This is a genomic window from Cereibacter ovatus (genome assembly GCF_900207575.1).
GTDB lineage: Bacteria > Pseudomonadota > Alphaproteobacteria > Rhodobacterales > Rhodobacteraceae > Cereibacter_A > Cereibacter_A ovatus.
The window spans coordinates 71,170-98,145 of the sequence record NZ_OAOQ01000009.1; the positions used below are offsets into that span (position 1 = coordinate 71,170).

25 protein-coding genes are annotated in these 26,976 nt (G+C 66.9%); 12 read left to right on the forward strand and 13 right to left on the reverse strand.

Annotated features, from left to right (window positions below; translation table 11 throughout):
* The first annotated feature begins 340 nt into the window (after nt 1-340).
* The gene (locus CRO07_RS11040) at nt 341-1,300 is read left to right on the forward strand and encodes an acyltransferase family protein (RefSeq protein WP_235840976.1); all 960 of its coding nucleotides are present in this window, start codon (nt 341-343) and stop codon (nt 1,298-1,300) included.
* A 261-nt stretch (nt 1,301-1,561) separates the two neighbouring features.
* Here the strand turns inward: CRO07_RS11040 and CRO07_RS11045 are convergent, their stop codons facing one another.
* Both CRO07_RS11045 and kynU read right to left on the reverse strand, forming a co-directional pair.
* On the reverse strand, nt 1,562-2,569 hold the full coding sequence (locus tag CRO07_RS11045; RefSeq protein ID WP_097030749.1) for a L,D-transpeptidase: 1,008 nt from the start codon (nt 2,567-2,569) through the stop codon (nt 1,562-1,564).
* Nucleotides 2,570-2,798: 229 nt separating this feature from the next.
* Entirely contained in the window at nt 2,799-3,989 is a 1,191-nt protein-coding gene (gene kynU / locus CRO07_RS11050) for a kynureninase (RefSeq protein WP_097030750.1), read from the reverse strand.
* Nucleotides 3,990-4,106: 117 nt separating this feature from the next.
* Between kynU and CRO07_RS11055 the strand changes: the two genes are divergently transcribed.
* From CRO07_RS11055 to CRO07_RS11080, 6 genes are all read left to right on the forward strand, one after another.
* Nucleotides 4,107-4,550 carry a methyltransferase family protein gene (locus CRO07_RS11055; RefSeq protein WP_097030751.1) on the forward strand — a complete coding sequence of 148 codons (444 nt, stop codon included), beginning with the start codon at nt 4,107-4,109 and terminating at the stop codon, nt 4,548-4,550.
* A 135-nt stretch (nt 4,551-4,685) separates the two neighbouring features.
* Nucleotides 4,686-6,257, forward strand: a complete 1,572-nt coding sequence (locus CRO07_RS11060; RefSeq protein WP_097030752.1) for a Re/Si-specific NAD(P)(+) transhydrogenase subunit alpha — start codon at nt 4,686-4,688, stop codon at nt 6,255-6,257.
* Nucleotides 6,258-6,267: 10 nt separating this feature from the next.
* Nucleotides 6,268-7,716: an NAD(P)(+) transhydrogenase (Re/Si-specific) subunit beta gene (locus tag CRO07_RS11065; RefSeq protein ID WP_097030753.1), complete on the forward strand. Its 1,449-nt coding sequence runs from the start codon at nt 6,268-6,270 to the stop codon at nt 7,714-7,716.
* Nucleotides 7,717-7,903: 187 nt separating this feature from the next.
* Nucleotides 7,904-9,187 carry a DUF3422 family protein gene (locus tag CRO07_RS11070; RefSeq protein ID WP_097030754.1) on the forward strand — a complete coding sequence of 428 codons (1,284 nt, stop codon included), beginning with the start codon at nt 7,904-7,906 and terminating at the stop codon, nt 9,185-9,187.
* A gap of 154 nt (nt 9,188-9,341) precedes the next feature.
* Nucleotides 9,342-10,505, forward strand: coding sequence for an acetylornithine deacetylase (argE, locus tag CRO07_RS11075; protein ID WP_097030755.1), 1,164 nt, complete (start codon nt 9,342-9,344; stop codon nt 10,503-10,505).
* The gene (locus CRO07_RS11080; protein ID WP_097030756.1) at nt 10,502-11,848 is read left to right on the forward strand and encodes an NAD(P)/FAD-dependent oxidoreductase; all 1,347 of its coding nucleotides are present in this window, start codon (nt 10,502-10,504) and stop codon (nt 11,846-11,848) included. Before argE ends, CRO07_RS11080 begins: the two co-directional genes overlap by 4 nt.
* A gap of 3 nt (nt 11,849-11,851) precedes the next feature.
* On the opposite strand, the gene moaA is transcribed toward CRO07_RS11080, so the two are convergent.
* The 6 genes from moaA to CRO07_RS19085 all read right to left on the reverse strand — a co-directional run bounded on the left by moaA (nt 11,852) and on the right by CRO07_RS19085 (nt 16,364).
* A complete protein-coding gene (moaA, locus tag CRO07_RS11085; RefSeq protein WP_097030757.1) occupies nt 11,852-12,856 on the reverse strand; it encodes a GTP 3',8-cyclase MoaA in 1,005 nt (334 codons plus the stop codon).
* Nucleotides 12,857-13,001: 145 nt separating this feature from the next.
* A complete protein-coding gene (locus tag CRO07_RS11090) occupies nt 13,002-13,721 on the reverse strand; it encodes a DNA alkylation repair protein (RefSeq protein WP_235840977.1) in 720 nt (239 codons plus the stop codon).
* Nucleotides 13,722-13,869: 148 nt separating this feature from the next.
* Nucleotides 13,870-14,082, reverse strand: coding sequence for a hypothetical protein (locus tag CRO07_RS18405; RefSeq protein ID WP_141400056.1), 213 nt, complete (start codon nt 14,080-14,082; stop codon nt 13,870-13,872).
* Between the two features lie 216 nt (nt 14,083-14,298).
* Nucleotides 14,299-14,493 (reverse strand): hypothetical protein, encoded by a 195-nt coding sequence (locus tag CRO07_RS11095; protein ID WP_097030758.1) that lies wholly within the window; start codon nt 14,491-14,493, stop codon nt 14,299-14,301.
* 129 nt (nt 14,494-14,622) lie between these two features.
* Nucleotides 14,623-15,699 (reverse strand): ABC transporter substrate-binding protein, encoded by a 1,077-nt coding sequence (locus CRO07_RS11100; RefSeq protein WP_097030759.1) that lies wholly within the window; start codon nt 15,697-15,699, stop codon nt 14,623-14,625.
* Between the two features lie 503 nt (nt 15,700-16,202).
* Entirely contained in the window at nt 16,203-16,364 is a 162-nt protein-coding gene (locus CRO07_RS19085; protein ID WP_235840982.1) for a hypothetical protein, read from the reverse strand.
* On the opposite strand from CRO07_RS19085, the gene CRO07_RS11105 reads away from it, so the two are divergent.
* From CRO07_RS11105 to CRO07_RS11130, 5 genes are all read left to right on the forward strand, one after another.
* The gene (locus CRO07_RS11105; protein ID WP_235840978.1) at nt 16,323-17,255 is read left to right on the forward strand and encodes a UDP-glucuronic acid decarboxylase family protein; all 933 of its coding nucleotides are present in this window, start codon (nt 16,323-16,325) and stop codon (nt 17,253-17,255) included. The two genes, CRO07_RS19085 and CRO07_RS11105, sit on opposite strands and share 42 nt — an antisense overlap.
* Nucleotides 17,248-18,243 carry a UDP-glucose 4-epimerase GalE gene (gene galE, locus CRO07_RS11110; protein ID WP_097030795.1) on the forward strand — a complete coding sequence of 332 codons (996 nt, stop codon included), beginning with the start codon at nt 17,248-17,250 and terminating at the stop codon, nt 18,241-18,243. Before CRO07_RS11105 ends, galE begins: the two co-directional genes overlap by 8 nt.
* The gene (locus CRO07_RS11115) at nt 18,227-20,053 is read left to right on the forward strand and encodes a glycosyltransferase family 2 protein (RefSeq protein WP_097030761.1); all 1,827 of its coding nucleotides are present in this window, start codon (nt 18,227-18,229) and stop codon (nt 20,051-20,053) included. Before galE ends, CRO07_RS11115 begins: the two co-directional genes overlap by 17 nt.
* Before the next feature lie 17 nt (nt 20,054-20,070).
* Entirely contained in the window at nt 20,071-20,970 is a 900-nt protein-coding gene (locus CRO07_RS11120; RefSeq protein ID WP_141400057.1) for a glycoside hydrolase family 26 protein, read from the forward strand.
* A gap of 418 nt (nt 20,971-21,388) precedes the next feature.
* Complete coding sequence (locus tag CRO07_RS11130; protein WP_097030763.1) at nt 21,389-21,673, forward strand: hypothetical protein; 285 nt, start codon at nt 21,389-21,391, stop codon at nt 21,671-21,673.
* Nucleotides 21,674-21,724: 51 nt separating this feature from the next.
* On the opposite strand, the gene CRO07_RS11135 is transcribed toward CRO07_RS11130, so the two are convergent.
* Genes CRO07_RS11135 through CRO07_RS11155 form a run of 5 tightly spaced genes read right to left on the reverse strand, consistent with a single transcriptional unit; the run spans nt 21,725 to nt 26,969 of the window.
* Nucleotides 21,725-22,492 carry an SDR family NAD(P)-dependent oxidoreductase gene (locus CRO07_RS11135; protein WP_097030764.1) on the reverse strand — a complete coding sequence of 256 codons (768 nt, stop codon included), beginning with the start codon at nt 22,490-22,492 and terminating at the stop codon, nt 21,725-21,727.
* Nucleotides 22,493-22,539: 47 nt separating this feature from the next.
* Complete coding sequence (locus CRO07_RS11140) at nt 22,540-23,367, reverse strand: PCC domain-containing protein (protein WP_235840979.1); 828 nt, start codon at nt 23,365-23,367, stop codon at nt 22,540-22,542.
* Nucleotides 23,352-24,968, reverse strand: a complete 1,617-nt coding sequence (locus tag CRO07_RS11145; protein ID WP_097030765.1) for an acyl-CoA synthetase — start codon at nt 24,966-24,968, stop codon at nt 23,352-23,354. Before CRO07_RS11145 ends, CRO07_RS11140 begins: the two co-directional genes overlap by 16 nt.
* Nucleotides 24,965-26,134 (reverse strand): acetyl-CoA acetyltransferase, encoded by a 1,170-nt coding sequence (locus CRO07_RS11150; RefSeq protein WP_097030766.1) that lies wholly within the window; start codon nt 26,132-26,134, stop codon nt 24,965-24,967. The genes CRO07_RS11145 and CRO07_RS11150 overlap by 4 nt, the downstream gene beginning before the upstream one ends.
* A gap of 1 nt (nt 26,135) precedes the next feature.
* Nucleotides 26,136-26,969 (reverse strand): IclR family transcriptional regulator, encoded by an 834-nt coding sequence (locus tag CRO07_RS11155; protein ID WP_097030767.1) that lies wholly within the window; start codon nt 26,967-26,969, stop codon nt 26,136-26,138.
* Nucleotides 26,970-26,976: the final 7 nt, after the last annotated feature.

The window sequence follows — 26,976 nt, forward strand, 5'->3', positions numbered from 1 at the left end:
CTTGTCCTGTCCTGCAAGAACGAAAATGCCCGCGACTCTGACGAGGCAGGCGCCTTCTTATAGGTAGGTGCCGATCCGAGGGGAAGGCCCTTGGCGGCAGGCGCAGGCGCCATTCCGCCCGCAGGGCACCTGCCGGCGGTAACTTTTGGTTGTGCGGATCGCCCTGAATGTCGCGTCAAGACAAGTGGCTTTGCCCGATCAGCGCATATCTTTGGCCCAATGTCGCAAAACTGCAAGCAGGCACCGGGCGCAATCCATGAAGATTAAGGCGATACGCTGGCTTCCCTGTTGCCAGTCGGGGCGCTAGGGTCACGCCAGACCACCCCCGACAGGATACCCTTTGCCCGCCCTTGCCGACCGCCCGCCGCTTCGCAACCTCTCGCTTGACGGCTTCAAGATCGTGATGGCCGCCATGGTGATCGGGCTTCATGCAGGCTTTCTGCGTGACGTCGACCCCACCGCGGCCAGCTACTTCACGAACTGCCTGTTTCGCATTGCGGTGCCTACGTTTTTCGTCATCAACGGCTATTATCTGGAACGGCAGCTTGATGGTGGCACGCTGCGCTGGGCCGGGCGTATGGCGCTGTTGTATGCGGTCTGGATGGCGCTTTATGCGCCGCTCTGGTGGCCGGGGGCGCTGCATTCGCAGGCGTTCCGGACCGAGATCGCGCTGTTTGGCTTTTACCACCTCTGGTATCTGCTGGCGCTGCTGCTGGCTGGTCTGATGGTTGCCGCGTTGCGACGGGGGGGCGGCAGTTCACGCCGGCTGGCCGTGCTGGGGGGCGTGACCTTCCTTGGCGGTGTGGCGATCCAGTATGCCGGCAATTTCCACCTTGTCCCGCATGAGGGGGTGGATGGGCTGCTCAATTCGGTTCACACCTACCGCAACTTCCTGCTGATGGGCTTTCCCTTCGTGGTGATGGGCGTTCTTGTTGCCCGGCACGAGGATCGGCTGCCGCGGCGGCCCTTGCCTTGGGCCATCGCCGCGCTGGCGCTTTTGACGCTGGAGTGGGCGGTGAACTATGCCGTGAACGCGCAGAACTCGGTGTTCGAGGTCTATCTGTCGCTGGTCCTGCTGTGTCCGCTGCTGTTTCTGGCGGTCAGGAACTGGCGGGTGATGGGGCGAAGCCGCACCATCGGGCTGTTCGCGACGGCGGTGTATCTGCTGCATGTCTGGGTGTTGCACTTCACCTATGACGTCGAGATGGGCGATACGCTGCGGACGGTGATCGGGCTTGTGGTGACGGCGGCGCTGGCGCCGTTGGTGGTTCTTGCCAACCGTCGGCTGCCGTTGCTGTGATCCGCTGCGCGGCAAATCGGGCCAAGCCGCCCGAACCCCGGCAGGGGGCGGGGCTGCTCGTGGTTCTTGTCAGTTGCCGGCTGTCGCTGTGGTGATCCGCTGACGGGCGGGGCGAAGCTGACGGGCGGGGCGAAGCTGACGGGCGGGGCGAAGCACTCCGCACCCCCCCACGCCATGCTGAACCCATACAGCGCGTGACAAGAGGCCCGTGCCCGCAACAGCGACGGGGCCAGCCGTTCGACCAGCCCCGTCCGCGCGGGATCACAGTGAACTGGTCGCCGGGGGTGCGGATTCCTCGGCCGGGGGCAGCAGGATCGGTGCGCCCGCCGCCGCGGGTGGAGTGGGTGCCGGCGCCTCTGCCGTGGGGGCGGCGGCGGGGCTTTCCGGGGCCGGGGCATCCGGCTCGGGCAGCACGACCGGCGCCGGGGTCTCTGAAGTGTCGGTGCTGGTCGCAGGGGCCGGCGGCGCACCATAGGGCGACAGCATCGGCAGGTTCGACAGCCCCGAAGGCACGACCACAGCCGCGGCTGCGGGCGCCGCCACAGTCACGGGCTTGGCCTTTTTCGGCGCCGGCGGCGGCAGGGTCAGCCCGGTCGGCATCTTTCCGTCGCGGGTCATCACGATGACCTTGGCCCCGTCCGGTACCCGTTCATACAGGTCGATCACATCCTGATTGATCATCCGGATGCAGCCCGACGAGGCACTGCGGCCGATCGATTGCCATTCCGGGGTGCCATGGATGCGGTAGCCATAATCGCGGCCGTTGGTCTCAAGGTAAAGTGCGCGGGCACCCAGCGGATTGGTCGGGCCGCCCGGCTGGCCCTTTTCCCATTTCACCAGTTCGGGCTTGCGCTCGATCATCTCTTTCGGCGGGGTCCAGGTCGGCCAGGGCCGCCGGTTGGCGACCACCGCGGTGCCCGACCATTCAAAGCCCGCCTTGCCCACAGCAATGCCATAGCGGATCGCAGTGTTCTTGCCGGTGATGAAGTAAAGCACCCGCGCCTGCGGGTTGATGATGATCGTGCCGGGCGGCTCGTTGCTGGTATAGGCCACGGTCTGGCGCTGATAGTCGAGCGGCACCTTTTCCACCGGGACGGCAGGCACCGTGAAGGCGCCGTCGGGCCGGGCCCCATAGACGCCCTGCATCAGTTGCAGCTTCGGCGCCGGTTCCTCGACCTTGCCGTTCACCACCGCGTTCTCGGGGACGCAGGCCCCCAGCAGTCCGGTCACCACTGCGGCAACCGCGAAATTCCGTCCGATCCGAATCATTCTGCGCGTCCTGCCCCTGCCGGCCCATTTGGCCAGACCTGTATGGCAGCAGAAGGTAAACCACACCGCAGCCGTGGTCAAAGCCCGACATGCAGTCGCAGAAAAAGTGAAACATCGGCCAGAGTATGCCGCTTTGGCGGGCGGGGCAGGTGCGACCGTGCCCTTGTCCGCGGCAGCGCCGCCGTCGGGGGCTCGATGCCCCCGACGGCGGCTCCTTCGCCCCGGCCTGTCAGGTGACGGCCGCGCGGGTGCGGTATTCGTCGCGGTCCCAAAGCCGTCCGGCCATCACCTCGGCCAGAATCTCGGCTGCGCGCCTCACTTCGGCCTCGCCGATATAAAGCGGGGTAAAGCCGAAGCGCAGGATGTCGGGGGCGCGGAAATCCCCGATCACGCCGCGGGCGATCAGCGCCTGCATGATCGGATAGCCCTCGGCATGGCGGAAGCTGACCTGCGAGCCGCGCCGGGCGTGTTCGCGCGGGGTGGCAAGACGCAGATCCGGGCAGGTCGCCTCGACCTCGGCGATGAACAGGTCGGTCAGTTCCAGCGACCGCGCCCGCAGGTCGGCCATTTCGATCCCGTCCCAGACATCCAGCGCCGCATCCAGCGCCGCCATCTGGATCACCGGGGGCGTGCCGACCCGCATCCGCTCGATCCCCGGGCCGGGACGATAGGCCAGATCGAAGGCAAAGGGCGCCTCGTGGCCCAGCCATCCCGACAGCGCCGGCACCGCCCGTTCGCCATGCCGGGGGGCCACATAGATGAAGGCTGGCCCCCCGGGCCCCGAGTTCAGGTATTTATAGGTGCAGCCCACCGCGAAATCGGCGCCATCTTCGGCCAGCGCGACGGGCAGGGCGCCTGCCGAATGGGCCAGATCCCAGATCGCCAGCGCGCCGGCCGCATGGGCTTTTGCGGTGATCGCCGCCATGTCATGCCGGCGCCCGGTGCGATAGTCGACCTCGGTCACCATCACCGCGGCCACGGTGTCGTCGATCGCGCCTTCGACCTCTTCGGGGGCGACAAGGCGCAACTCGTGGTCGCCCAGCATCCGGCAAAGCCCTTCGGCCATATAGAGATCCGAGGGGAAATTGCCCCTGTCCGACAGGATCACCCGTCGGTCGGGCCGCATTTCGCAGGCCGCGGCCAGCGCCTGAAACACCTTGATCGACAAGGTGTCACCCAGCACCACCGATCCCGGTTCGGCGCCCACCAGCCGGCCGATCCGGTCGCCCAGACGGCGCGGCATCTGCATCCAGCCGGCTCGGTTCCAGCCGGTGATCAGCATTCGGCCCCATTCGTCGCGCACACAGGAGGCCACCCGGTCCGCTGCCGCCCGGGGCAGTGGACCCAGCGAATTGCCGTCAAGATAGATCATGCCTTCGGGCAGATCGAACATCGCCCGCGTCGCTTCGAAATCGGTCATCGCACCCTCTGTCCGCCTTTGCGCAGGTAGCGGCAAAAGGCGCAGGGCTGCAAGCGCGCCGGGGGCTTTCGGCGCGGCCCGGCGCATGGCAAGAGGGGGCGAACCGAAGGAGGCCGAATGAAACATCTCGACCTGCCGCCGATGTGGCTGTTTCTCTTTGTGATCGCCGCGCTGGCACTGGACCGGCTGTTGCCCTTCGGCCTGTTCGGCGTTCCGGGCGATGTGGCGGGGGTGGCGCTTGGCCTGCTGGGGCTGGGGCTGTCGGCATTGGCCGCGCGGCGGATGCGGGCAAGGAGCACCCCGGTCATGCCGCACCGAGAGGCTTCCGCGCTGGTCACCGACGGCCTCTTCCGCCTCAGCCGCAACCCGATCTATCTGGCCAATGTGCTGATCCTGCTGGCGGTGCTTTTGTGGATCGACGCGCCGCTGGGCCTGCCGCTGGTTCCGGCCTTCATGTGGGTGCTGACGCGCCGCTTCATCGAGCCCGAAGAGACCCGGCTGCGGCGCCTGTTCGGCGAGGGGTTCGACCGCTGGGCGGCCCGCACGCGGCGCTGGATCTGACGCCGCGGCATCGCGCCATCTGGATCAAACGGGCAATTTGCTGCAAGGCAGCAACCGCCTTGTGCAACTTTCTTGCGCAATGTAAACAGGCGGGCCGGCAAAAGGCCGCCGGGACCGCGAAAGGGGGAGAGACTGGTGAAGATCGGAGCACCCAGGGAGATTTTCGAGGGCGAAGCCCGCGTCGCAATGACGCCGGATTCGGCCCTTCAGTTGCAGAAGCTGGGCCATCACTGCGTGATCGAAAGTGGCGCAGGGATGAAGGCGGGCTTCTCGGACGAGGCATACAAGGCGGCGGGCGTCGAGGTCGTGGCCTCGGCTCGTGCGCTTTTTGATGCCGCCGATGTGGTTGTGAAGGTCCGCGGACCCGAAACCGCCGAAGCCGGGATGCTGCGGTCTGGCCAGACGCTGATCTCCTTCTTCTGGCCGGCGCAGAATGCCGAGCTGCTGGATCTGTGCAAGGCCCGCGGCGCGACGGTCGTCGCCATGGACATGGTGCCCCGGATCAGCCGCGCGCAGAAAATGGACGCGCTGTCGTCGATGGCCAATATCGCGGGCTACCGCGCGGTGATCGAGGCCGGCAACAACTTCGGCCGCTTCTTCACCGGCCAGGTGACGGCGGCGGGCAAGGTGCCCCCGGCGAAGGTTCTGGTGGTGGGCGCGGGCGTCGCGGGCCTTGCCGCCATCGGCACGGCGACCTCGCTCGGCGCGATCACCTATGCCTTCGACGTCCGCCCCGAAGTGGCCGAACAGATCGAATCCATGGGCGCTGAATTCGTCTATCTGGAATTCGAAGAGTCCCAGGACGGCGCGGCGACGGGCGGCTATGCGGCGCCCTCGTCCCCCGAGTTCCGCGAAAAGCAGCTGGCAAAGTTCCGTGAACTTGCGCCCGAGATGGACATCGTCATCACCACGGCGCTGATCCCCGGCCGCCCGGCGCCGAAGCTGTGGACCGAAGACATGGTCTCGGCGATGAAGCGCGGCTCGGTCATCGTGGACCTTGCGGCCGAGCGCGGCGGCAACTGCGATCTGACGGTGCCGGATCAAAAGGTGGTCAGCCCCAACGGCGTGACCATCGTCGGCTACACCGACTTCCCCAGCCGGATGGCGGCGCAGGCTTCGACGCTTTACGCCACCAACATCCGCCACATGCTGACGGACCTGACGCCGAAGAAGGATGGCGTTCTGGTTCACAACATGGAAGACGACGTGATCCGCGGCGCGACCGTCACGCATGACGGCGCGATCACCTTCCCGCCGCCGCCGCCGAAGGTTGCGGCGATCGCGGCCGCCAAACCGCGCGAGAAGGTCAAGGAACTGACGCCGGAAGAAAAGCGCGCGGCCGAGCACAAGGCGTTCCGCAAGCAGACCCTGAGCCAGGTGACCATGCTGACGGTGGGCACGGCGCTTCTGCTGTTTGTGGGCAACTATGCTCCGCCCTCGTTCATGGCGCATTTCATCGTCTTTGCGCTGGCCTGTTTCGTCGGTTTCCAGGTGATCTGGAACGTCTCGCACAGCCTGCACACGCCGCTGATGGCCGTCACCAACGCCATTTCCGGCATCGTGATCCTGGGCGCGCTGTTGCAGATCGGCTCGGGCAACTGGCTCGTGGTGATCCTTGCGGCGATTTCCGTCCTGATCGCCTCGATCAACATTGTCGGCGGCTTCCTGGTCACGCGCCGGATGCTTGCCATGTTCCAGAAGTCGTAAGGAGGCCCCGATGAGCATCGGACTGACATCCGCCGCCTACATCGCCGCGGCCATCCTCTTCATCCTGTCGCTGGGCGGCCTTTCGGGGCAGGAAAGCGCGAAACGCGCCGTCTGGTATGGCATCGTCGGCATGGCGCTGGCGGTGGGCGCCACGGTCTTCGGCCCCGGCGTCGGCCATTATGTCGTGATCGGCGTGATGGTGATCGCGGGCGCCATCGCCGGCGCCTATGTGGCGAAAAAGGTCGAAATGACCGAGATGCCGCAACTTGTGGCGGCGCTGCATTCCTTCGTGGGCCTCGCCGCCGTGTTCATCGGCCTGAACGCCCAGTTCGAACTGGGCTCGGTCGTGTCGCTGAAAGATGCAGGCGGCGATCTTGCGACGCTTGCGGGCTTTGCCGAAGTGCTGGCCCACAAGACCCCGGTCGAGATCCTGATCCTGAAGGTCGAGGTCTTCCTTGGCATCTTCATCGGCGCGGTGACCTTTACCGGCTCGGTCGTGGCCTTCGGCAAGCTGGCGGGCAAGATCGACGGCAAGCCGGCGAAACTGCCGGGCGGTCATTTCATCAATGCCCTGACCATCGTCGCATCCGTCGCGTTGCTGGTGGTCTATTTCAACGCACCCGCAGGCACTGCCGTCTGGACGCTGCTGCTGATGACGCTGATTGCGGGCTTCCTTGGCTGGCACCTGATCATGGGCATCGGCGGCGCCGACATGCCGGTGGTGGTGTCGATGCTGAACAGCTACTCGGGCTGGGCCGCGGCCGCCATCGGCTTCACGCTGGGCAACGACCTGCTGATCGTCACCGGCGCGCTGGTCGGTTCGTCGGGTGCGATCCTGTCCTACATCATGTGCAAGGCGATGAACCGCTCGTTCATCTCGGTGATCCTTGGCGGCTTCGGCGGCTCGGGCGGACCGGCGCAGGAAATCTCGGGCGAGATGATCGCCATCGACGCCGATGGCGTGGCGGCGGCGCTGAACGACGCCGACAGCGTGATCATCGTTCCGGGCTACGGCATGGCGGTGGCACAGGCGCAGGGCTCGGTTTCGGAACTGACCCGCAAACTGCGCGCCCGTGGCAAGTCGGTCCGCTTCGCGATCCACCCCGTCGCCGGCCGTCTGCCGGGCCACATGAACGTGCTGCTGGCCGAGGCCAAGGTTCCCTACGACATCGTTCTGGAAATGGACGAGATCAACGAGGACTTCCCCTCGACCGACGTGGCCATCGTCATCGGCTCGAACGACATCGTGAACCCGGCGGCGCAGGAAGATCCGAACTCGCCCATCGCCGGGATGCCGGTGCTGGAAGTCTGGAAGGCCAAACAGGTGTTCGTGTCCAAGCGCGGACAGGGAACCGGCTATTCCGGCATCGAGAACCCGCTGTTCTACAAGGACAACACCCGGATGTTCTACGGCGACGCCAAGAAAAGCCTCGATTCGCTGCTGCCGCTGATCGAGTGATCCGCCGCCACCGATCCCGAAACGCCCCGCCCCCCGGCGGGGCGTTTTCCGTTTGTCCGGCCCGGCTCGGCACATATCTGCACAACCCATCGCCCCGGTTGATGAAATTCATGATCCCGTGACATCGGCTCCCCTTTCGCCACGCCCGCCCGCGCCCTACCTTCGTTGCAACCAGCCGGAGCCCGCCATGTCCCCCGTTGACGACCACCCGATGCGCTATGCACTCGCCAATGAGTTGCACGCCCGCCCCTTCCCGGCGCTGGAAGCCCCAAGCCATGTGGTCTGCATGGTGTTCAAAGAGCCGCTCAATGCCGCCAACCGCGACCGCGACCGCGATCGTGCGCATCTGCTCGAAATTCTCGACCGCAACGGTGCCGCCCACCCGGCCCCCGAGGCCACCCATTTCGCGGCCCCCATCGGCCGCGCCGACCTGCGCTGGGAAAGCCATACCGAATTCGTCACCTACACCGCCTTCGTTCCGGGCCTGCACAACCGCCCCTTCGATCCCGCCAAGGCCGAGGTCTTCCCCGAAGACTGGCTTGACCGCGCGCCTGGGCGCCGCCTCGTCTCGCTGCTGATCCGCGTCGAGGAAATGCCGGAAGACGAAAGCCGCGTCCTTGACAGCGTGGAAGGCTGGTTCGTGCCGGAAAGCCTCGCCTGTTCGCGCATCGTCGACGGCGCGGCCATCGTGGCGGGCGATTTCCGCATCGATCCCGCCGGCCACATGCGCTTTGCGGTCTTCGTGAAACCCGGCGCCGGCCCGCGGCGGCTTGGCCGCATCATCACCCGACTCTGTGAAATCGAAACCTACCGCGCGATGTCGATGCTCGGCCTCATGCGGGCCCGCACATTGACACAACGGCTGAACGCGCTCGATCCGAAACTCTCGACCCTCGTCTCCGGCCTCGACGAGATCGAACAATCGCCCGAAGACGCCCTCCACCAGCTTCTTCGCATCAATGCGGAGCTGGAAAGCCTCGCGGTCCAGTTCACCTTCCGCTTCGGCGCCACTGCCGCCTACGAGGCGATCGTCCACGACCGGATCAACGCCCTGCGCGAAGACCGCATCAGCGGCCGCCAGACCTTCGCGGAATTCATGGCCCGCCGCTACGATCCGGCGATGCGCACAGTGAAATCGGCCGAGGAACGCCTGCGCTCGATGGCCGAACGCGCACAACGCGCCGCCGAACTTCTGCGCACCCGGGTCGATGTCGAACGCTCGGCCCAGAACCAGCAACTGCTGCAAAGCATGGACCGCCGCGCCGACCTGCAACTGCGCCTGCAACGCACGGTCGAAGGCCTCTCGGTCGTGGCCATCAGCTATTACGCGGTCAACCTGCTCGCCTATGCGGTCTATCCGCTGACGGATGCCGCTGGCATTTCGAAGGGCGTCGCCAACGCCATCCTGACGCCGCTTGTTGTCCTTCTCGTCTGGCTCGCCCTCCGCCGCATCCAGCGCAAGATGCACTGACCGGCCGGCCCTTCATTCTGGCCCAAATATCCCGGGGTCCGGGGCAGCGCCCCGGCGCCCTGCAAAGGTTTCCGTCCTGCCCTGGGGTGCGCCCACGGGGGCTTGACCTTGGCCGGCCGCCGCCCCACGCTTCCCGCCCACGCAGGAGATCCCGATGCCCAGCCCGCTCACGCCCCGCCAGATCCTCGACCGTCTGGTGGCCTTCCCCACCGTGAGCCGCGACTCGAACCTGCCCCTCGTCGACTGGGTCGAGGAGTTTCTCGACAGCCACGGCATCGCCGCCCACCGGGTCTGGAACGAGGACCGCACCAAGGCGTCACTTTACGCCCATGTCGGCCCCGAGGTCGAAGGCGGGGTGATCCTGTCGGGTCACAGCGACGTGGTCCCGGTCGAGGGGCAGGCCTGGACCTCTGACCCTTGGACGGTGACGGAACGCGACGGCCGCCTTTACGGTCGCGGCACCTGCGACATGAAGGGGTTCGTCGCGCTCTCGCTTGCGGCCTTGGCGCTGGCGCAGAACCGCGGCGTGGCGCGACCGCTGCAACTCGCGCTGTCTTACGATGAGGAAATCGGCTGCCTCGGTGCGCCCACCATGATCGCCGAAATGGCCCGCCGCCTGCCCAGGGCCGCCGCGGTCGTGGTGGGCGAACCGTCGATGATGCGCGTGGTCACCGGCCACAAGGGCGGCGGTGGCTGCATCGTCAAGGTCAAGGGCTACGAGGTCCATTCCTCGATCCTTCACCGTGGCGTCAGCGCGGTGATGGCGGCGGCGCGGCTGATCGACTGGGCCACCCGCCAGAACGAGGCCGGCGCCGCCGGCACCCCCACGCCGGTCGCGGCGCTGTTCGATCCGCCCTGGACCTCGGCCCATGTCGGCACCGTGTCGGGCGGCACCGCCGGCAACATCACCGCCGCCGAGTGTCGCTTCGATCTGGGCTTCCGCGCCGTTCCGGGCGAAACCGCCGATGACTGGATCGCCGCCTTCGAAGCCGAAGCCCGTGCGCTCGAGGCTCAGTTGCGCCGCATCCGGCCCGAGGCAGCGATCCTTGTCGAACGCCGCTTCAACTATCCTCCTCTGCGCCCCGAACCCGGCGGTGCGGCCGAGGCGCTGGTGCGCCGCCTGACCGGCGACAACGGCCAGGGTGTCGTCAGCTACGGCACCGAGGCCGGCCAGTTCCAGCAGGCCGGCTTTTCGGCCGTGGTCTGCGGGCCGGGCGATATCGCCCAGGCGCATCAGCCCGACGAATATCTGGACCTTGCACAGTTTCAGGCCGGCTGGGATTTCATGCAGCGGCTGGTCCGGGATCTTTCGGAATGAAGCCCTTCCCGATCTCGATGGCGGTGCCCGCCCGTTTCCCGGGCCCGCTGCCTGCCGAATGCGATGTGGTGGTGATCGGCGGCGGCATCATCGGGGTGATGAGCGCGTGGTATCTGGCCGAGCGCGGCCTGCGGGTCACCCTGTGCGAAAAGGGTCGAGTCGCGGGCGAGCAATCCAGCCGCAACTGGGGCTGGATCCGCCAGCAGGGCCGCGATCCGGCCGAACTTCCGATCATGGTGGAAAGCCTGCGGCTGTGGCAGGGGCTGGCGCAAAGTCTGCGCAATCCGTTCGGCTTCCGCCAGACCGGCGTGACCTATCTGGCCAACCGCGAAGACTCGCTTGCCAATTACGAGGCATGGCTGCCCCATGCGCAGGACAATGGCGTGGACACCCGGCTTCTCAGCCGCCGCGAACTGGGGGAACGGCTGAACGGCGGTGCCGATCTGTGGCAGGGCGGTCTTTTCACCGCATCGGATGCGCGGGCCGAGCCTTGGTCGGCGGTGCCGGCGCTGGCACTGGCCGCAGCGGGGCAGGGCGTCACTATCGTCGAAGATTGCGCCGTCCGGGCGCTGGATCTGGCGGCGGGGCGGGTTGCGGGTGTGGTCACCGAGCGCGGCTGCATCGCCTGCCCCGAGGTGGTGCTGGCGGGGGGGGCCTGGTCCTCGCTGTTCGCCCGCGCCCATGGGGTCGAGATCCCGCAGCTATCGGTGCTGTCCTCGGTCGCCCAGACCGCGCCAATGCCCGAGATCCTGCCCGGTGCCGCGGCCGACGACGACTTTGCCTTCCGTCGGCGCGAGGATGGCGGCTATACCATCGCCAGCGGGTCCGAGCATGATTTCTTCATCGGCCCCGATGCCTTCCGCCATGCCCTGAAATATCGCAAGGCGCTGAAGAAGGATTTTCTGAACACCCATTACCGCTGGCTGGCCCCGCGCGACTATCCCGACGCCTGGAACACCCCGCGGACATGGGCCCGCGCCATGCCATCGCCGTTCGAAGCGATCCGGATGCTGAACCCGGAACCCAACCGCGCCTCGATCGCGCGGGCGCAGAGCGCCTTTGCCAAGGCGTTTCCCGCGCTGGGGCGGCCGCAGGTGGTGGCGACATGGGCCGGCATGATCGACACCATGCCTGATGTCGTGCCGGTGATCGATCGCGCGCCGCGCCTGCCCGGTCTTACGCTGGCAACGGGGATGAGCGGCCACGGCTTCGGCATCGGCCCCGGTATCGGCCGGGTGGTGGCCGATCTGGTCACGGGGCGCCCGGTGGGCCACGATCTGACGCGGTTCCGGTTTTCGCGGTTTTCCGACGGGTCCGAGATCATCCTTGGCCCGTCGCTGTAGGCTTCAGCCGCCGGTATGGCTCATGTGGCGGGACATCTGCCCGGTCACCGTCTGGCGGGAATAGTCGAAGTCATGCCCCTTGGGCTTTTTCGCGATCGCATCGCGGATTGCGGATTCCAGTGCGGTGTCATCGCTGGATGTCCGCAGCGGCCGGCGCAGGTCGGCGCGATCCTCTTGCCCCAGACACATGAACAGCTCGCCCGTGCAGGTCAGCCGCACCCGGTTGCAGCTTTCGCAGAAATTGTGCGTCAGCGGCGTGATGAAGCCCACGCGCTGCCCGGTTTCGGCCAGCCGGACATAGCGGGCCGGGCCCCCGGTGCGGTCGGCCAGATCGATCAGGGCAAAGCGATCGGCCAGCCGGGCGCGCAGATCCTTCAGTGACCAATACTGGTCGATCCGATAATCATTGCCCATCTCGCCCATCGGCATGACCTCGATGAAGGTCAGGTCGTGGCCCTCGCGGCCGCACCAGTCCACCAGCGGGAACAGCTCGTCCTCGTTGAAGCCCTTCAGCGCCACGGCATTGATCTTGACCGCCAACCCCGCCGCGCGGGCCGCAGCGATGCCGTCCAGCACCTGCGGCAGCCGTCCCCAGCGCGTGACTTCGGCAAACTTCGCGGGATCAAGCGTGTCGAGCGAGACATTCACCCGTCGCACCCCACATGCCGCCAATTCGCCCGCAAACTTCCCCAACTGAGAGCCGTTGGTGGTCAGCGTCAGTTCCTTCAGCGCGCCGCTGTCCAGATGGCGCGACATGGCGCGGAAGAAGGTCATGATGCCGCGCCGCACCAAGGGCTCGCCCCCGGTGATGCGCAACTTCTGCACCCCCAGCCGCACAAAGGCGGAACACAGCCGGTCCAGCTCCTCAAGCGTCAGCAGATCGGCCTTCGGCAGGAAGGTCATGTGTTCCGACATGCAATAGGTGCAGCGGAAATCGCATCGGTCGGTGACCGAGACGCGCAGATAGGACACAGCGCGGGCGAAGGGGTCGACAAGCGGCGGGGTCATAAAGACAGCTTAACCCTGCGACATTCTGCCCTCAAGCGTGATCGGTGGGTGTTGACGCATTTGCGACCGGGACCATCGTCCTGGTCACGCCGCGCGTCACTTGCGCGGGATGGCTTTGGCCGCTGCCTCGGTGGGGGACGCCTTTTCAGCCCAGATGCCGCGTTGCCTCGCGCATGGCCAGCGGTGTCATCCGGTCGCCATGCGCGTCAAGAAAGGCGCGGGTGCGGTCGGGATCGTGCTTGGACAGATCGCGCAGCCAGCCACCCACCGCCGTCTGCATCGCCCCATCGCGGTCGGCAAGGGCCGCCTCGATCCAGCCCAGAATCCGGTCGCGCGCTGCGGATTCGGCCGGTTTCGGATGGGGCAGCCGCGCCAGATGCAGCGTTGCGGTCAAGGCTGCGCGGCGGGTCCAGACCTGTGGGCTGCGCGTCCAGCCTTCGACCTCGTCCAGACGCGACGGCTCTGCCGCGATGCGCCTTTGTGCGGCGATGCCGACCGCATCCGCGATGGCCGCGCCGTCAAGATCGGCCAACCACGACCGCAGCAGCGCCCAGGCCGCCGCATCGGACGGGCGAAGCCGCGCCTGCGTCAGCAGCTTCGCCGCTGCAATTCGCGCTTCGTGAATGTCGGTCCGCCAAAGCGCATCCGCCAGCCCCAGCCGTTCCCCGATGGCCAGCGCCTTGCGCCATTCGCGTGCAAGCGCGTCGAGATCGGCTGCCGGCACGCCAAGCACCTGCCGGGCGCGCGTCTCGCTGGGCAGAACATCTGCCGCCGCGCCGCGAAGCTGGGCAAGATAAGGGGCCAGATCGGGCCTGTCCTCGGAAATCTGTTCCGGAAAGCGAAGGTCGCGTGGATCGTCGGTCACTGTCTGCTCTCTGGTCCTGGTGGAGGATGCCAGACCCTTAACCCGATCCTAGGGGCAGGCAAAGCCCTTCCGCCACCCGGCCTTCGTGGCCCGTCCTTGCACCGGGATGCGACAGCGCCCGCCATGATCGGGCCGCCGGTACTGCGGATCAGGCGCCGCGGACGTTATACCACGGACAGCCGGCGCGGCTGGACGACCAAGGCGTATCGCACCATGTCAGGCCGCAGCCACATTCCGCCATCGCGGCGGCGCCATCTGTCGTGTGGACGCAGCGCGCAGGCGCGCCGTGCAGGACGGACCCGGCCGGGTGCTCCTGAACGGCATGTGAGCGGCCGGACGCAGAGCCGACATTATCGCTCATCTTTTCCTCCGAAGGGATTTAGGGCGTCACCGTGGCGCCCTGAGTCGTTCTCATAATGCACCATCCTTACATGCGCATTGCGCCAGGCCGCGTTTTCCGACCCCCTGCGTCGATCTGTCTCTTTCGGCCGAAAAAACGGGCGGGTCCGGCGGCTGTTGCACCGGAATAGAGCGGGATTGATGCGGGGCCGGGACCGTTCAGGAACGGGTCGGGGACTCAGCCTCGGCTGCGGTGCCGTGTCACCTGCTTCAATACCAGGCGGGTGGATTCGGGTGCGATCGCCTTGATTGCCGCGGCTTCGCTGTCAAACTCCAGCGGGCTGCCGTCGGGGTAGTGGCGGTCGAACTCCAGCTTGTCCTGACTGGTGACCCAGCCGAGGACGTATTTCGTCTCGGTTTCGTCTTGGTCCATGTCGCATCCTCCGCGCAGGCATTCGGCCTGTCGCGCGGCCCCCGGTCAAGTCGTGGCAGGCCGGGTGCGACCTTTGTGCCGCAAGGGCAGGGCTGCCGCCCGGTCGGTCCGGGCGGCAGAAACGCAAGGTCAGCCGGCAAGCCAGGCGTTGAAGCGTTCGTTCAGTTCCGAATCGTGATCGACCCAGAACTCATAGTCGGACGCCAGCGCGTTGGTCATGTTCTCGGGGCTGGTCGGCAGATGCGGGCTCATCGCGGTCTTGCCGTCCGAGAAGTTGCCCACCAGCGGCGCCGAGGATTTGCGCGGCGGGCCATAGCTGATCCATTCCGCTGCGCGGGCCAGCGGCTCGGACCCGGTCGAGAAGGCCACGAAGTCCTTGGCCTGTTCCAGATGCGGCGCCCCCTTCGGGATCACCCAGCCTTCGAATTCATAGACCTGACCATCCCAGACGATCTCGAACGGTTTGTTCTCGGAAATCGCGGCGTTGAAGATCCGGCCGTTGTAGGCGATCGTCATCGTCACTTCGCCATCGGCCAGCAGTTGCGGCGGCTGCGCGCCGGCTTCCCACCACACGATCTGGCTCTTGATCGAATCAAGCTTGGCGAAGGCGCGGTCGACGCCTTCGGGGGTCAGCAGCAGGTCATAGACTTCGGCGGCGGGAACCCCGTCGGCCATCAGTGCCATTTCAAGATTGACCTTCGCGCTCTTGCGCATGCCCCGCTTGCCGGGGAATTTCTCAAGATCGAAGAAATCGGCCAGCTTCGCGGGGGCGGCGCCGTCCGCGAACTTGCTGGCGTCATAGGCCAGAACGGTCGAGAACACGTCGGTGGCCACGAAACATTCCGCCACCGAGCCGGGCAGGAAATCGTCCACCGCAGGCGTGCCATCGGCCGCCGGCAGCAGGATCGCCGGGTCGATCTCTTCCAGAAGGCCCTCGTCGCACAGCCGCACCGCATCAGCATATTCGACCGAGGCGACATCGGTCGTGACACTGCCCGATTCCACCTGTGCCTTGATCGGCGTGGCGGGGTTGTCGGTGTCGACCGAGACGACGTTGATGCCGGTCTTGGCGGTGAAAGGCTTGTGATAGGCCTCGACCTGGCTGACGGTATAGGCCCCGCCCCAGCCGAGGACCGCAATCTCGTCGGCCGCGGCCGGCAGCGCAAAGCCGGCCAGAGCGGTGGACATAAGGATGAAGCGCCGCACTCGAATACTCCCTTGTTGGATGTTGGCGGGCTGTGCCCGCGGATGGCCCGGCCGCGAGCGGCGGGCACGTCGAGGCTAAGGGCGAGGTCTTGGCGAAGTCAATCGCCTCGACCGCGGCGCGGGGGCAGGCCCCGGTCGTTTCCCGTTCGAGGCCAGCCGGTTTCCGACAAATCCGCAAAACCGGGGGAAGGTGGCGCGGAATTGCAACCCGAGCGGGCAATAATCGCGCCCAGGTTTATTAAAACATATTAAAAATCAATCTGAGAGATAATACCTCGCCGCGGTCCGTTGATCATGGCGAAAACAAGGCGCGCGCGCGCGACTGCCTGGTTATTGACACGAGTTGGACATATTCTTTAGAACGAGACCAATACGAAAGACATGGACGGAGCCGGAACGGATCAGTAAAGCAACGCCCCCGAAGCTGCGAGTCTTTACGCCAAGGCTCTGAAATCATGATATAAATGATGCTTCGTCGGTCGGCGGGCCTATCTTTTCCGCATTCAAGCGGAGCGATCGAAGTGGACGGAAGCAGGATCGTGGCCGATATGGCCGCAAGTGATGTCTCGCAGCGTTTTAGTCGGCGCAGGAAAACAGTTCTGGTTGCGGGTGGCGCCGGTTTTTTGGGCTCTCATCTGTGCGAAAGCCTGCTTTCTGACGGTCATTCTGTCGTTTGTCTCGATAATCTTCAGACCGGACGGATGCAGAATGTCGCGCCGCTGCTGTCGAATCCCCGGTTCCATTTCCTGCGCCACGATGTCATCCATCCTCTCGATTGGAGCGGGCGTCTGGACGAGATCTACAACCTGGCCTGCCCGGCCTCGCCCCCACTTTATCAGCGTGATCCGATCCATACCTTCCGGACCTGTATCGATGGCGCGTTGAACCTGCTGGGGGTCGCCCGTGCGACCGGGGCGCGGATCCTGATGGCCTCGACGTCCGAGGTCTATGGCGACCCCGAAATTCCGCTTCAGTCCGAGGACTATCGTGGCGCTGTGAACACCACCGGCCCACGCGCCTGCTATGACGAAGGCAAGCGCGCAGCCGAGACGCTGTTCTGGGAATTCGGCGCCCATCAGGGCGTCGAGGTGCGGATCGCGCGCATTTTCAACACCTACGGCCCGCGGATGCGCCCCGATGACGGCCGCGTGGTGTCGAACTTCATCGTGCAGGCGCTGACCGGGGCGGATGTGACGATCTATGGTCAGGGCACACAGACGCGGTCGTTCTGCTATGTCGATGATCTGGTGGCGGGGCTTCGGCGGCTGATGGCATCGGGTTACAGCCAGCCGGTCAATCTGGGCAATCCGGGCGAGTTCACCATGCGCGAACTGGCGGCGATGGTGCTGCACCAGACTGGCGCCGCCTCGCGTCTGGTGTGTTGCCCGCTGCCGGTGGACGATCCGCGCCAGCGCCGGCCTGACATCACCCGTGCCCGTCAGCTTCTGGGATGGGAGCCGAAAGTGCCGCTGGAACAGGGCATTGCGCGGACGATCCGGCATTTTGCCTCTGAACTGGGCGTTCCGGTGCGGCATGCGGCTTTCGCCCATGCCTGACACCGTTCTTGTCACCGGGGGCGCGGGCTTCATCGGCTCGCATGCCTGCAAGGCGCTGGCGCGTGCGGGCTATCTGCCGGTCTGCTTCGACAACCTGTCCACCGGCCATGCCGCTGCGGTGCGCTTTGGGCCGCTGGTGCGGGGCGATGTGCGCGATGGCACCGCCGTTGCGGCGGCGCTGCGGGCGCATGGCGCGGTGGCGGTGATCCATTTTGCCGCCTCGGCCTATGTCGGCGAGTCGGTGACGGACCCCGCGAAATACTATGACAACAACGTGGGCGGCATGATCGGCCTGCTTCAGGGGTGCCGTGCCGCCGGGGTCGGGCGGATCGTGCTGTCGTCCAGTTGCGCAACCTATGGCGTGCCCGACCGCCTGCCCATCGACGAAGCCGCGCCGCAGCGTCCGATCAATCCCTATGGCCGGACCAAGCTGATCTGCGAACAGATGCTGTGCGATCTGGGCGCGGCCGAGGGGCTGTCGCATGTCAGCCTGCGCTATTTCAACGCCGCCGGCGCCGACCCCGAGGGCGAGCTGGGCGAGCGTCACACCCCCGAGACGCATCTGATCCCGCTGGCGATGCGCGCCGCTTCGGGGCTGGGCGGTCCGCTTGCGATCTTCGGCACCGATTATCCGACGCCCGACGGAACCTGTATCCGCGACTATATCCATGTCTCGGATCTGGCGCGGGCGCATGTGCTGGCGCTGGCCCGGCTGCTGGGCGACGGGGGCAGTCTGGCGCTGAATCTGGGCACCGGCCGCGGGCATTCGGTGCGCGAGGTGGTGGCCGCGATCGAGACCGTCACCGGCCGCACCGTGCCGCTGCGGGAACAGCCACGCCGGCCGGGCGATCCGCCGGAACTGACGGCCGATCCGTCGCGGGCAGTCCAGGCGCTGGGTTTTCGCACCGAACTGTCCGATCTTCCCACCATCGTGCGCCATGCGGCCCCGTGGTTCGGGCTGGAGCCGCGCCATGACACGGCGGCATGACCGGGGGCGGGGGCGCTTTCTTGCCCCGATCCTGAACCGGGGCCAGCGGCTGCGCTATGGCGTGCTGGCGGCGCTGTGGGCGGCGGCGCTGGGGTGGTTCTGGCTGTGGTGGCTGAACCCTGTGCATTTCATCGCCTGGCCCGGCTTTCTGGTGGTGACGATCCCGCTGGTCTGGCTGAGTGCGCTTCAGGCGTTCTTCGTCTTTGTGCTGTTCCATGCCCGTCGCTCGGTTGCGCCCGACCCGCGGCCCGGACAGTGGCGGGTGGCGATGATCGTGACCAAGACCCCGTCCGAGCCGTTTTCGGTGGTGCAGCGCACGCTGATGGCGATGCTGGCGCAGGATTATCCGCACGACACCTGGCTTGCGGATGAAGATCCCTCGGCCGAGACGCTGGACTGGTGTGCGGCGCGTGGGGTCAAGATCTCGTGCCGCAAGGGGCGCGACGACTATCACCGGACCGAATGGCCGCGCCGCACCCGCTGCAAGGAAGGCAACCTTGCCTTTTTCTATGACCATTGGGGCTATCGCGATTACGATATCATCGCGCAACTCGATGCCGATCATGTGCCCGAACCCGGCTACCTGCACGAGATCCTGCGCCCCTTTGCCGATCCCGCGGTGGGCTATGTCAGCGCCCCGTCGATCTGCGCGGCCAATGCGCGCGAAAGCTGGGCCGCCCGCACAAGGCTGCATACCGAGGCCGCCTTTCACGGCATCTTCCAGACCGGCTATGCCGGGATTTTCGCGCCGATGTGCATCGGCTCGCATTATGCGGTGCGGACGCGGGCGCTGCGGGCGGTGGGCGGGCTTGGCCCCGAACTGGCCGAGGATCATTCCACCACGATGCTGTTGAACGCCGGCGGCTGGCGCGGGGTTCATGCCATCGATGCCATTGCCGTGGGCGACGGTCCGGCCAATGTCGCCGATCTGGCAACGCAGGAATTTCAATGGTCGCGCAGCCTTGTTTCGCTGCTGTTGTTCCATTCGCCGCGTTATCTGGGGGCTTTGCCCGCGCGGCTGAAATTCCTGTTCGTGCTGTGTCAGCTCTGGTATCCGCTGTTCGCGCTGTCGACCGCGATGATGTATCTGGCGGCGCCCTTGGCGCTGCTTTTCGACATCCGCTATGTCGGCGTTACCTGGCCTGGCTTTGTCGCCCATGCCGCGCCTGCGGCGCTGGCGCTTACGCTGCTTGCGCTGTGCCTGAAACGCGACGGCCTGTTCCGGCCCGTGGATGCGCCTGTCGTCAGTTGGGAAAAGGCGCTGTTTCTGCCACTGCAATGGCCCTGGGTGGTCTGGGGGTGCCTTGCCGCGCTGCGCGACCGTCTGACCGGGCGCTTCGTCGATTTCCGCATTACCCCGAAAGGAGAGGCTGCAAGCCGTCGCATCCCGCCGAAGATCACTCTGGTCTATCTCGGGTTGGCGTTGGGTTGCGTGCTGCCGGTGTTTCTGGCCCGCGACCTTCAGGAGGCGCGGGGCTTCTTGCTGCTTTCGCTGGTGAATGCGGCGCTTTACGGGGTGCTGGTGGCGGTGATGGTCTGGCAACATCTGCGCCATGCCGCTGCCGACTGGCGCGGTCAGGTCGCGGATCTGGCGGTGCAGGGGGGCGCGCTGGCGGCGATCGGGGCGCTTGTGGTGGCGGGCGGGGCGATGCGGGGTTTGGAAAGTCTGGATGCGCTGGCCTACGGGCTTCAGCCGCTTGAACTGACGCGGGTCGAATTTGCGGTGTCTGGCGCCGGAAGCGGCGGAGAGCCGATAAAACGGTTCCGGTTCGCCCCGGCCTGGAATGCGATCTCCCCCGGCGGGGGCTGAGAATGGAGAGACCGATCATGGCACAGACCGCTGCCCTTCTGACGCGCACAGCCCTTGCCCTTGGGCTGTCGGCGCTGGCGTCGGTGGCCGCCGCGGCGCCGCCCGGCACGCTGCCCTATGGCGCCTACGATCCCGGCGGCGATTACGCCGACGACCCCGAAGTGGTGATCGAGCATCTGTTCGTGCCATGGCAGGATGTGTATCTGCCCTCGCTGGTCGAGGCCGACGCCTATGCGCGCGAACGCAACCGCGCGCTTCTGGTCACGCTGGAGCCTTGGACCTGGACCCGGTCCGAGCGCAACACCCCCGAGGAGTTGCGCACCGGCATCGCCAGCGGCGCCTATGACGAATACATGTCGGCGGTGTGCAGCGTGCTGGCGACGCTGGACAGCCCGGTGACGTTGCGCTGGGCGCATGAGATGGAACATTCCGACGGCCAGTTCATCTGGTCGAACTGGAACCCGCCGGATTACGTCGCGGCGTTCCGGCACATGACCTCGCTGTGTCGAGGGCTTGCGTCGAATATCCGGGTGATGTGGTCGCCCGCGGGCGATCCGGGGCTTGAGGCCTATTATCCGGGCGATGCCTATGTCGATCTGGTCGGGCTGTCGGTGTTCGGCCTTCAGGCCAACGATCTGCTGGAAGTCGGCCGCGCGCGTGGCTTTGCCGAGACGTTGGCGCCGCGCTATGCCCGTGCGGCAGCCTTTGGCAAGCCGGTGGTGGTGGCCGAACTGGGCTTTTCGGGCGATGCGGCCTATGTCGCCGCCTGGGACAGCGCGGTGCGGACGGTGGGCGATCAGTTCCCGAACCTGGTGGGGGTGGTCTATTTCAACCAGCGAGAGGTCTATCCCTGGCCGAACGACTTCGGCCTGCCGGACTGGCGGCTGGATCACCGCGTGATCGACCCGGCCGAGTAACCTTCGGGCGCCGGCGCGAACACCCGCCGGCGCATGCAGCCGGGCGCGGGCCAGACTGCGCCGGCTTTGCCATTTGCCTCCGCCCGCCCTGACCCCGCGGCATCACCGCAACGGGGCCGTTGGTCGCATTTGCGCGGCAGGTCAGGCCCGCGTCTTTGCAACGCACGGGGCGCCCGCGCAGGTTCGGTGACCGCGTCATTCCCATCCTTGGCGATCCGGGTCGGCGCAAAGGTATACATCCTTTGGTGGCGCATGCCCAATTGACGCCATTTTGCAGCCCATCTCACGGCGTGATCCCACAGCAGATATCCCGGTAGTTTTTTTGGAACACCGGCACGAAACCGGCATTGGTCCCGTGATTGCCCCGCGCGACGCCCGACCTTTCCGCCTTTCGTGGATCAGCGAAGGAGATCCGACCATGGCATCCGTCCGCCTTATCGCTTCCGTTCTTGGGCTTGCCCTGCTTCTGGCGGGGGCCGAGCCGGTTTCGGCCGCCAGAGACAGCGCACGCGACACCCAAAGTCTGGGCCGCGGTGTTGTCGCGACCGGATCTGTCGGCACCTTCAACTGGCTGCCCCCCGCCACTGTCACCCGGGCGTCCTATGTGCCCGGCGCCCGCGCGATCCCCCGCCAGATCGGCCGGGGGTCCTGGATCTGCTCGCCCGCGGGGTCTGGGCGCGGCTCGCGCTGCTACGCGAACTAAGGGCGGTGGTGCGGCCTGGGCAGACCGTGCGGCCTGCCCCATCCGCGGGGGTCACTCGGCCGGCTGATCCTCGCGCCGCAGCGCAGGCAGGCCCACGCCCGCGGCATCAAAGCCGCCGTCGACCGCAAGCGTCTGGCCGGTCACGAAACTCGCCTTGTCCGAGCACAGGAAATGCACTGCCTCGGCGATTTCGCGGGCTTCGCCATAGCGGTTCAGCGGGATCGCGTCGTAATAGGCGGCGATGATCTCGGGGGCATGGACAGCCATCGCCAGCTTGGTGCGCACCGGGCCGGGGGCCACGCAGTTCACGCGGATGCCCAGCTCTCCCAGTTCCACGGCAAATTGCTTGGTCATGTGGATCACCGCCGCCTTCGAGGTGCCATAGGCCACCCGCAGCGTCGAGGCCCGCAGCCCCGAGATTGACGCGATGTTGACGATGGCGCCGCGCGTCTCGGCCAGCGCCGCTGTTGCGGCCTGCGTGCAAAGAAACACGCCGTCAAGGTTGGTCTCCATCACCTCGCGCCAGTCCTGAAAGCTGGTGCGCCCTGCGCGGGAGAACAGCGCCACGCCCGCATTGTTCACCAGCGCGTCGATGCGGCCAAAGCCGGCCTTTGCCTCGGCGATCATCCGGTCCACCTGATCGGGGATCGAGACATCGGCCTCGACCGGCAGCACGCCGGACAGCCGGCCCGCCGCTGCGCGCAGTTCCGGGCCGTCGCGGTCCACCATCACCACGCGCCAGCCGTGTTCCAGAAACAGCTCGGTCGTGGCAAGGCCGATGCCGCGGCATCCGCCGGTGACAAGGGCGACTTTGGTCATGGGGTCATTCCTTGGGTTCGGTGACATGGGATTGGTGTGACGTCGCGTCATTCCAGGGGTTCGATGACAAGTTCCAGCGTGACCCCCACCGGATTGTCGCCCCGGGTCAGGGTGCCGTGGGCGATCCGGCCGGCGATATCCACCACCTCGATCGGCAGATGGGCGCGGCCGTCGCGCAGATGGGCGCCGGCAAGGCGCAGTTCGGTGGCCAGGCAATCCATGCGGTGCCCCTCGGCAAAGCGGATGTGGTCGATCGAGCCCAGCCCGTGCAGCCGCGCCTGCCGCAGGCCGTGGTGGGCGCAAAGGGTTTCGATCGCGGTCACCACATCCTCGCCGGGCAGGATACGGGCCAGAAGCCCGGTGCCCTCGGGCGTGCCGCCCTGCGGGGTGAACAGGGTAAAGGCGGTCTCGGCGCAGGGCAGCCCCTCGAACCAGGCGCTGTCGCTGCCAAGGCCGTGGGCCGTGGCGTCCAGCGCGATCACGGTTTCCTGCGGCAACAGGTGACCCATGCGCAGGCTGCCGTCCGTGCCCTGCCAGATCCCGTGACAATGCAGGAAAGCCGCGCCGTCGCGCTGCCCGACCGAGGCTGTCGCCCGCAGGATGCGGGCCGCGCCAAGATCATGGATGCCGGAATACCAGGCCGCGTGAACGCCGTCGGATGACAGCGCCGGCAGCACATAGCGCAGCGGATCGCAGGCGATGTCGTTCAGGTAAAGAACGCCGCCTTTGCAGTGGCTTGCTGCAAAAAGTTCATCCACCGCCCGAAGAACCGTCCGCCCCGCGCACAGCGGGCCGCGGATCGGCTGCAATATGCTGCGCACCGCCCGTTGGCGCGGCTCGGCGCGGGGGCCGGGGTGGATCATGCGTGCGGACATGGCGGGCTTTCGATCAGGCCGCGGGCTTCCAGTTCCTCGCGGATCATCTTCTTGGTGATCTTGCCATAGGCCGATTTCGGCAGCGCCTCCCACAGCACGAAGCGCCGGGGCATCTTGTAGCGTGACAGCCGGCCTTCAAGATGGGCGACCAGGTCGGCCTCGGTCACCGGGGCGCGGGGGACGCAGACCGCCCAGCCGACCTCGCCCCACAGCGGATCGGGCATCCCCAGCACCGCCACTTCGGAAATGGCGGGATGGGTCAGGATCTTTTCCTCGATCTCGCGCGGATAGACGTTCGATCCGCCCGAGATATACATGTCCGACTGCCGCCCGGTGATGTAAAGAAATCCCGCCTCGTCCAGATGACCCAGATCGCCGGTGCGGAACCAGCCGTTGCGAAAGGCTTTCGCGTTCGCCTCGGGGTTCCGGTAATAGCCGGCAAAGACCGCGGGGCCGATCACGCAGATCTCTCCGGTCTGGCCGGGGGGGAGGTCGCGGCCCTGATCGTCCTGGATCTGGATCTCGATCCCGGTCCGGGGATGGCCACAGGTGCCGATGCGGACGTGCGGCCCGTCCTCGGCCTGATGCAGGCGGGCGGGCAGGACGGTGATGTTGCCGGTGCATTCGCCAAGGCCGAAATACTGCACCAGAACCGGCCCCAGCACCCGCAGCGCGGCCTGTTGATCGACCCGATACATCGGCGCCCCGGCATAGATCACATAGCGCAGCGAGCGCAGGTCGGCCCCCGCGGTCGAGGGGTGTTCGACCAGAAGTTTCAGAATCGTGGGCACGGTGAACATGGTCGAGACCCGCCATTGCGCCACCAGTGCCCAGACCGTCGCCACGTCGAACCGCTCTCCCGGCAGCAGCACGGTCTTGACCCCGCGCGCCACCTGCGTCAGCTGATGCACGCCCGCGCCATGCGACAGTGGCGCCACCACCAACGAGGCGTCGTCCGGCGTCAACCCCGGCATCAGGTCGGCCAGATGGTTCGTCACCACAAAGGCCATCTGTCCATGCGTCAGCACCGAGGCCTTCGGCCGGCCCGTGGTGCCCGAGGTGAAGAAGAACCAGCAGGGATCGTCGCGATCGACCGCCGCCACCTGCGGGCGCCGGCCCATGAACTGATCGGTCACCGCCTGAACCGACGGGGCGAAATCCGACGCGCCAAAGGACAGCGTAACGGCCAGATCCGGGCAGGCCGCGGCGCAGGCCGCGGCGTGATCGGGGAAGGCCGCGTTGCACAGCAGGAACCGTGCGCCAGAGGATTGCGTCAGATAGATCACTTCTTCGGGGGTCTGGCGGAAGTTTGCGGGCACCCAGACCCCGCCCGCGCGCCAGACCGCGAACATGGCCTGCATCATCTCAAGGCAGTTCTGCGACTGGCACATCACCCTGTCGCCCTTTTGCAGCCCGAACCGCTGTTGCAGCGCCGCGGCCAGCGCGTCGGTGCGGGCCTCGAACGCGGCCCATGTCCAGCGCGTCTCACCCATCACCAGCGCCACGCCATCCGGGTCGCGCCGCGCCGATTGCGTCAGCAGCGTCGCAAGGTTCATCACCCGGGTCGAGACCGGCGCCGTGCCGCCATCGGGATCGGTCATCGCGCCCTCTCAAGGATGGAACAGTAGTTGGCGACCGCCGCGCCGCCCATGTTGAACACGCCCGCAAGGCTTGCCCCCGGCACCTGCATCGCGCCCGCCAAGCCGGCAAGCTGCATCGCCGCCATGACATGCTGCGACACGCCGGTGGCGCCGATCGGATGGCCGCGGGCCTTCAACCCGCCCGAAGGGTTCACCGGCAGCGCGCCGTCATGGTGCGTCATGCCGTCCCGCGCGATCTTCCAGCCCTGACCCGGCGGGGCAAGGCCCATCGCCTCGTATTCGATCATCTCGGCGATGGTGAAACAGTCGTGGGTCTCGACCAGATCCAGATCCATCACCCCCAGCCCGGCCTGTGCCAGCGCCGCCGCCCATGCCCGATGCGCGCCCTGAAAGGCGATGGGGTCGCGGCGCGACAGCGCAAGGATGTCGCCCGCCTGTGCCCGCGCCCGGAACCGGATCGCGTGGGCAAGGCCGGCGGCGGTATCGGCATCGGCCAGCACCAGCGCCGCCGCCCCGTCCGACACCAGCGAACAGTCCGTGCGCCGCAGCGGCCCCGCCACCCGCGGGTTCTTGTCCGAAGGCGTGTTGCAGAAGTCGAACCCCACGTCCTTCTGCATATGAGCCAGCGAGTTGCGGGCGCCATTCGCGTGGTTTTTCGCAGCGATCATCGCCAGTTCAGCGGATCGATCGCCGTGGCGTTGAAAGTAGGTGTCCGCGATGCGGCCAAAGACGCCGGCAAAGCCGCCCTCGATGGCGCCTTCCTCGGCGGTGTGGCTGGCCGACAGCAGGATCTGCGAGGTTTCGGCAATGGGGGTTGCGGTCATCTTTTCAGCGCCGATCACCAGTGCCACCCGGCCCCGCCCCGAGGCGATGAAATCGGCCGCCGCATACAGCGCGGCCGAGCCGGTGGCGCAGGCGTTTTCGGTGCGCAGAAAGGGGATGCCCGTCAGTTCGGGCGTGCCCATGGCGACAAGCGCACCCTGAAAATCCTGCCGCGAGAAGCCGTTGTTGTAGACGCCCACAAAGATGCCGTCGACCGCATCGGCCGGAACCCCTGCATGATCCAGTGCGGGCCGTGCGACTTCGGCCATCAGGCTGGTGGTATCGGGCGCGTCAGACTTGCCGAACCGGCTGTGGGCCCAGCCGACAATCAGGGGATCGGTCATGTCAGTCCTTCCGGGGTTGGGGTGGGGCAGCGGCAAGCTGCGCCAGCCGGGTTTCGACAAGGGTGGCCTCGCGCCGCAACAGCGCCACCAGTTGCGGCTGGCGGTCGGGGGTCATCCGGTCCTCGATGGCGGCAATCGACAGCGCGCCGGCGGGGCGGCCGTCGGACCAGCGCAGTGCCACGCCGATGCCCCACGACCCCGGCACCACCCGGCCGGGATTCAGCGCATGACCCGTTCGGCGGGCCTCGGCCTCGTCGGCGGCCAGCACCTCGGGCGGGGGGATGTCGCGCAGCAAGGGCGCGATGCGGGCGCGCAGGGCGCGGGATTCGGCTTCGGGCAGGGCGGCAAGGATCGCAAGGCTGCCCGCACCGACCCCGATCGGGTTGCGGTCGCCGGCCTTCAGCGCATGGGTGCGGATCGGAAAGCTGCCCTCCTCGCGGTGCAGGCAGATCACATGGTCGTCCTGCTGAACCGACAGAAGGGCGGTGTCGCCCGTTTCCGCAGCCAACCGGCGCAGGCTGTCGGCGGCATGGGTCAAAAGGCCGTGGCGGGGGGTGGCAAAGCCCGCCAGAAAATAGGCTTCGGGGCCAAGGTGATAGCGGCGGCTGGCGGCGTCCTGTTCCACCAGCCGCGCCTGTGCCAGCGCCAGCAGCAGCCGGCGCACCGTGGGCCGCGACAGGCCGCTGGCGGCGGTCAGATACCCCAGCCCCAGCCCATCCGGCCCGCCACGCCCCACCAGCGACAAAAGCGACAGCGCCCGCTGCACCGCCTGCGCGCCCGCCGCCGCGGGTGCGGGGCGGGTGGGGGCAAGGCGGGGGGGCAGGGGCGCTGTCATCGGACGC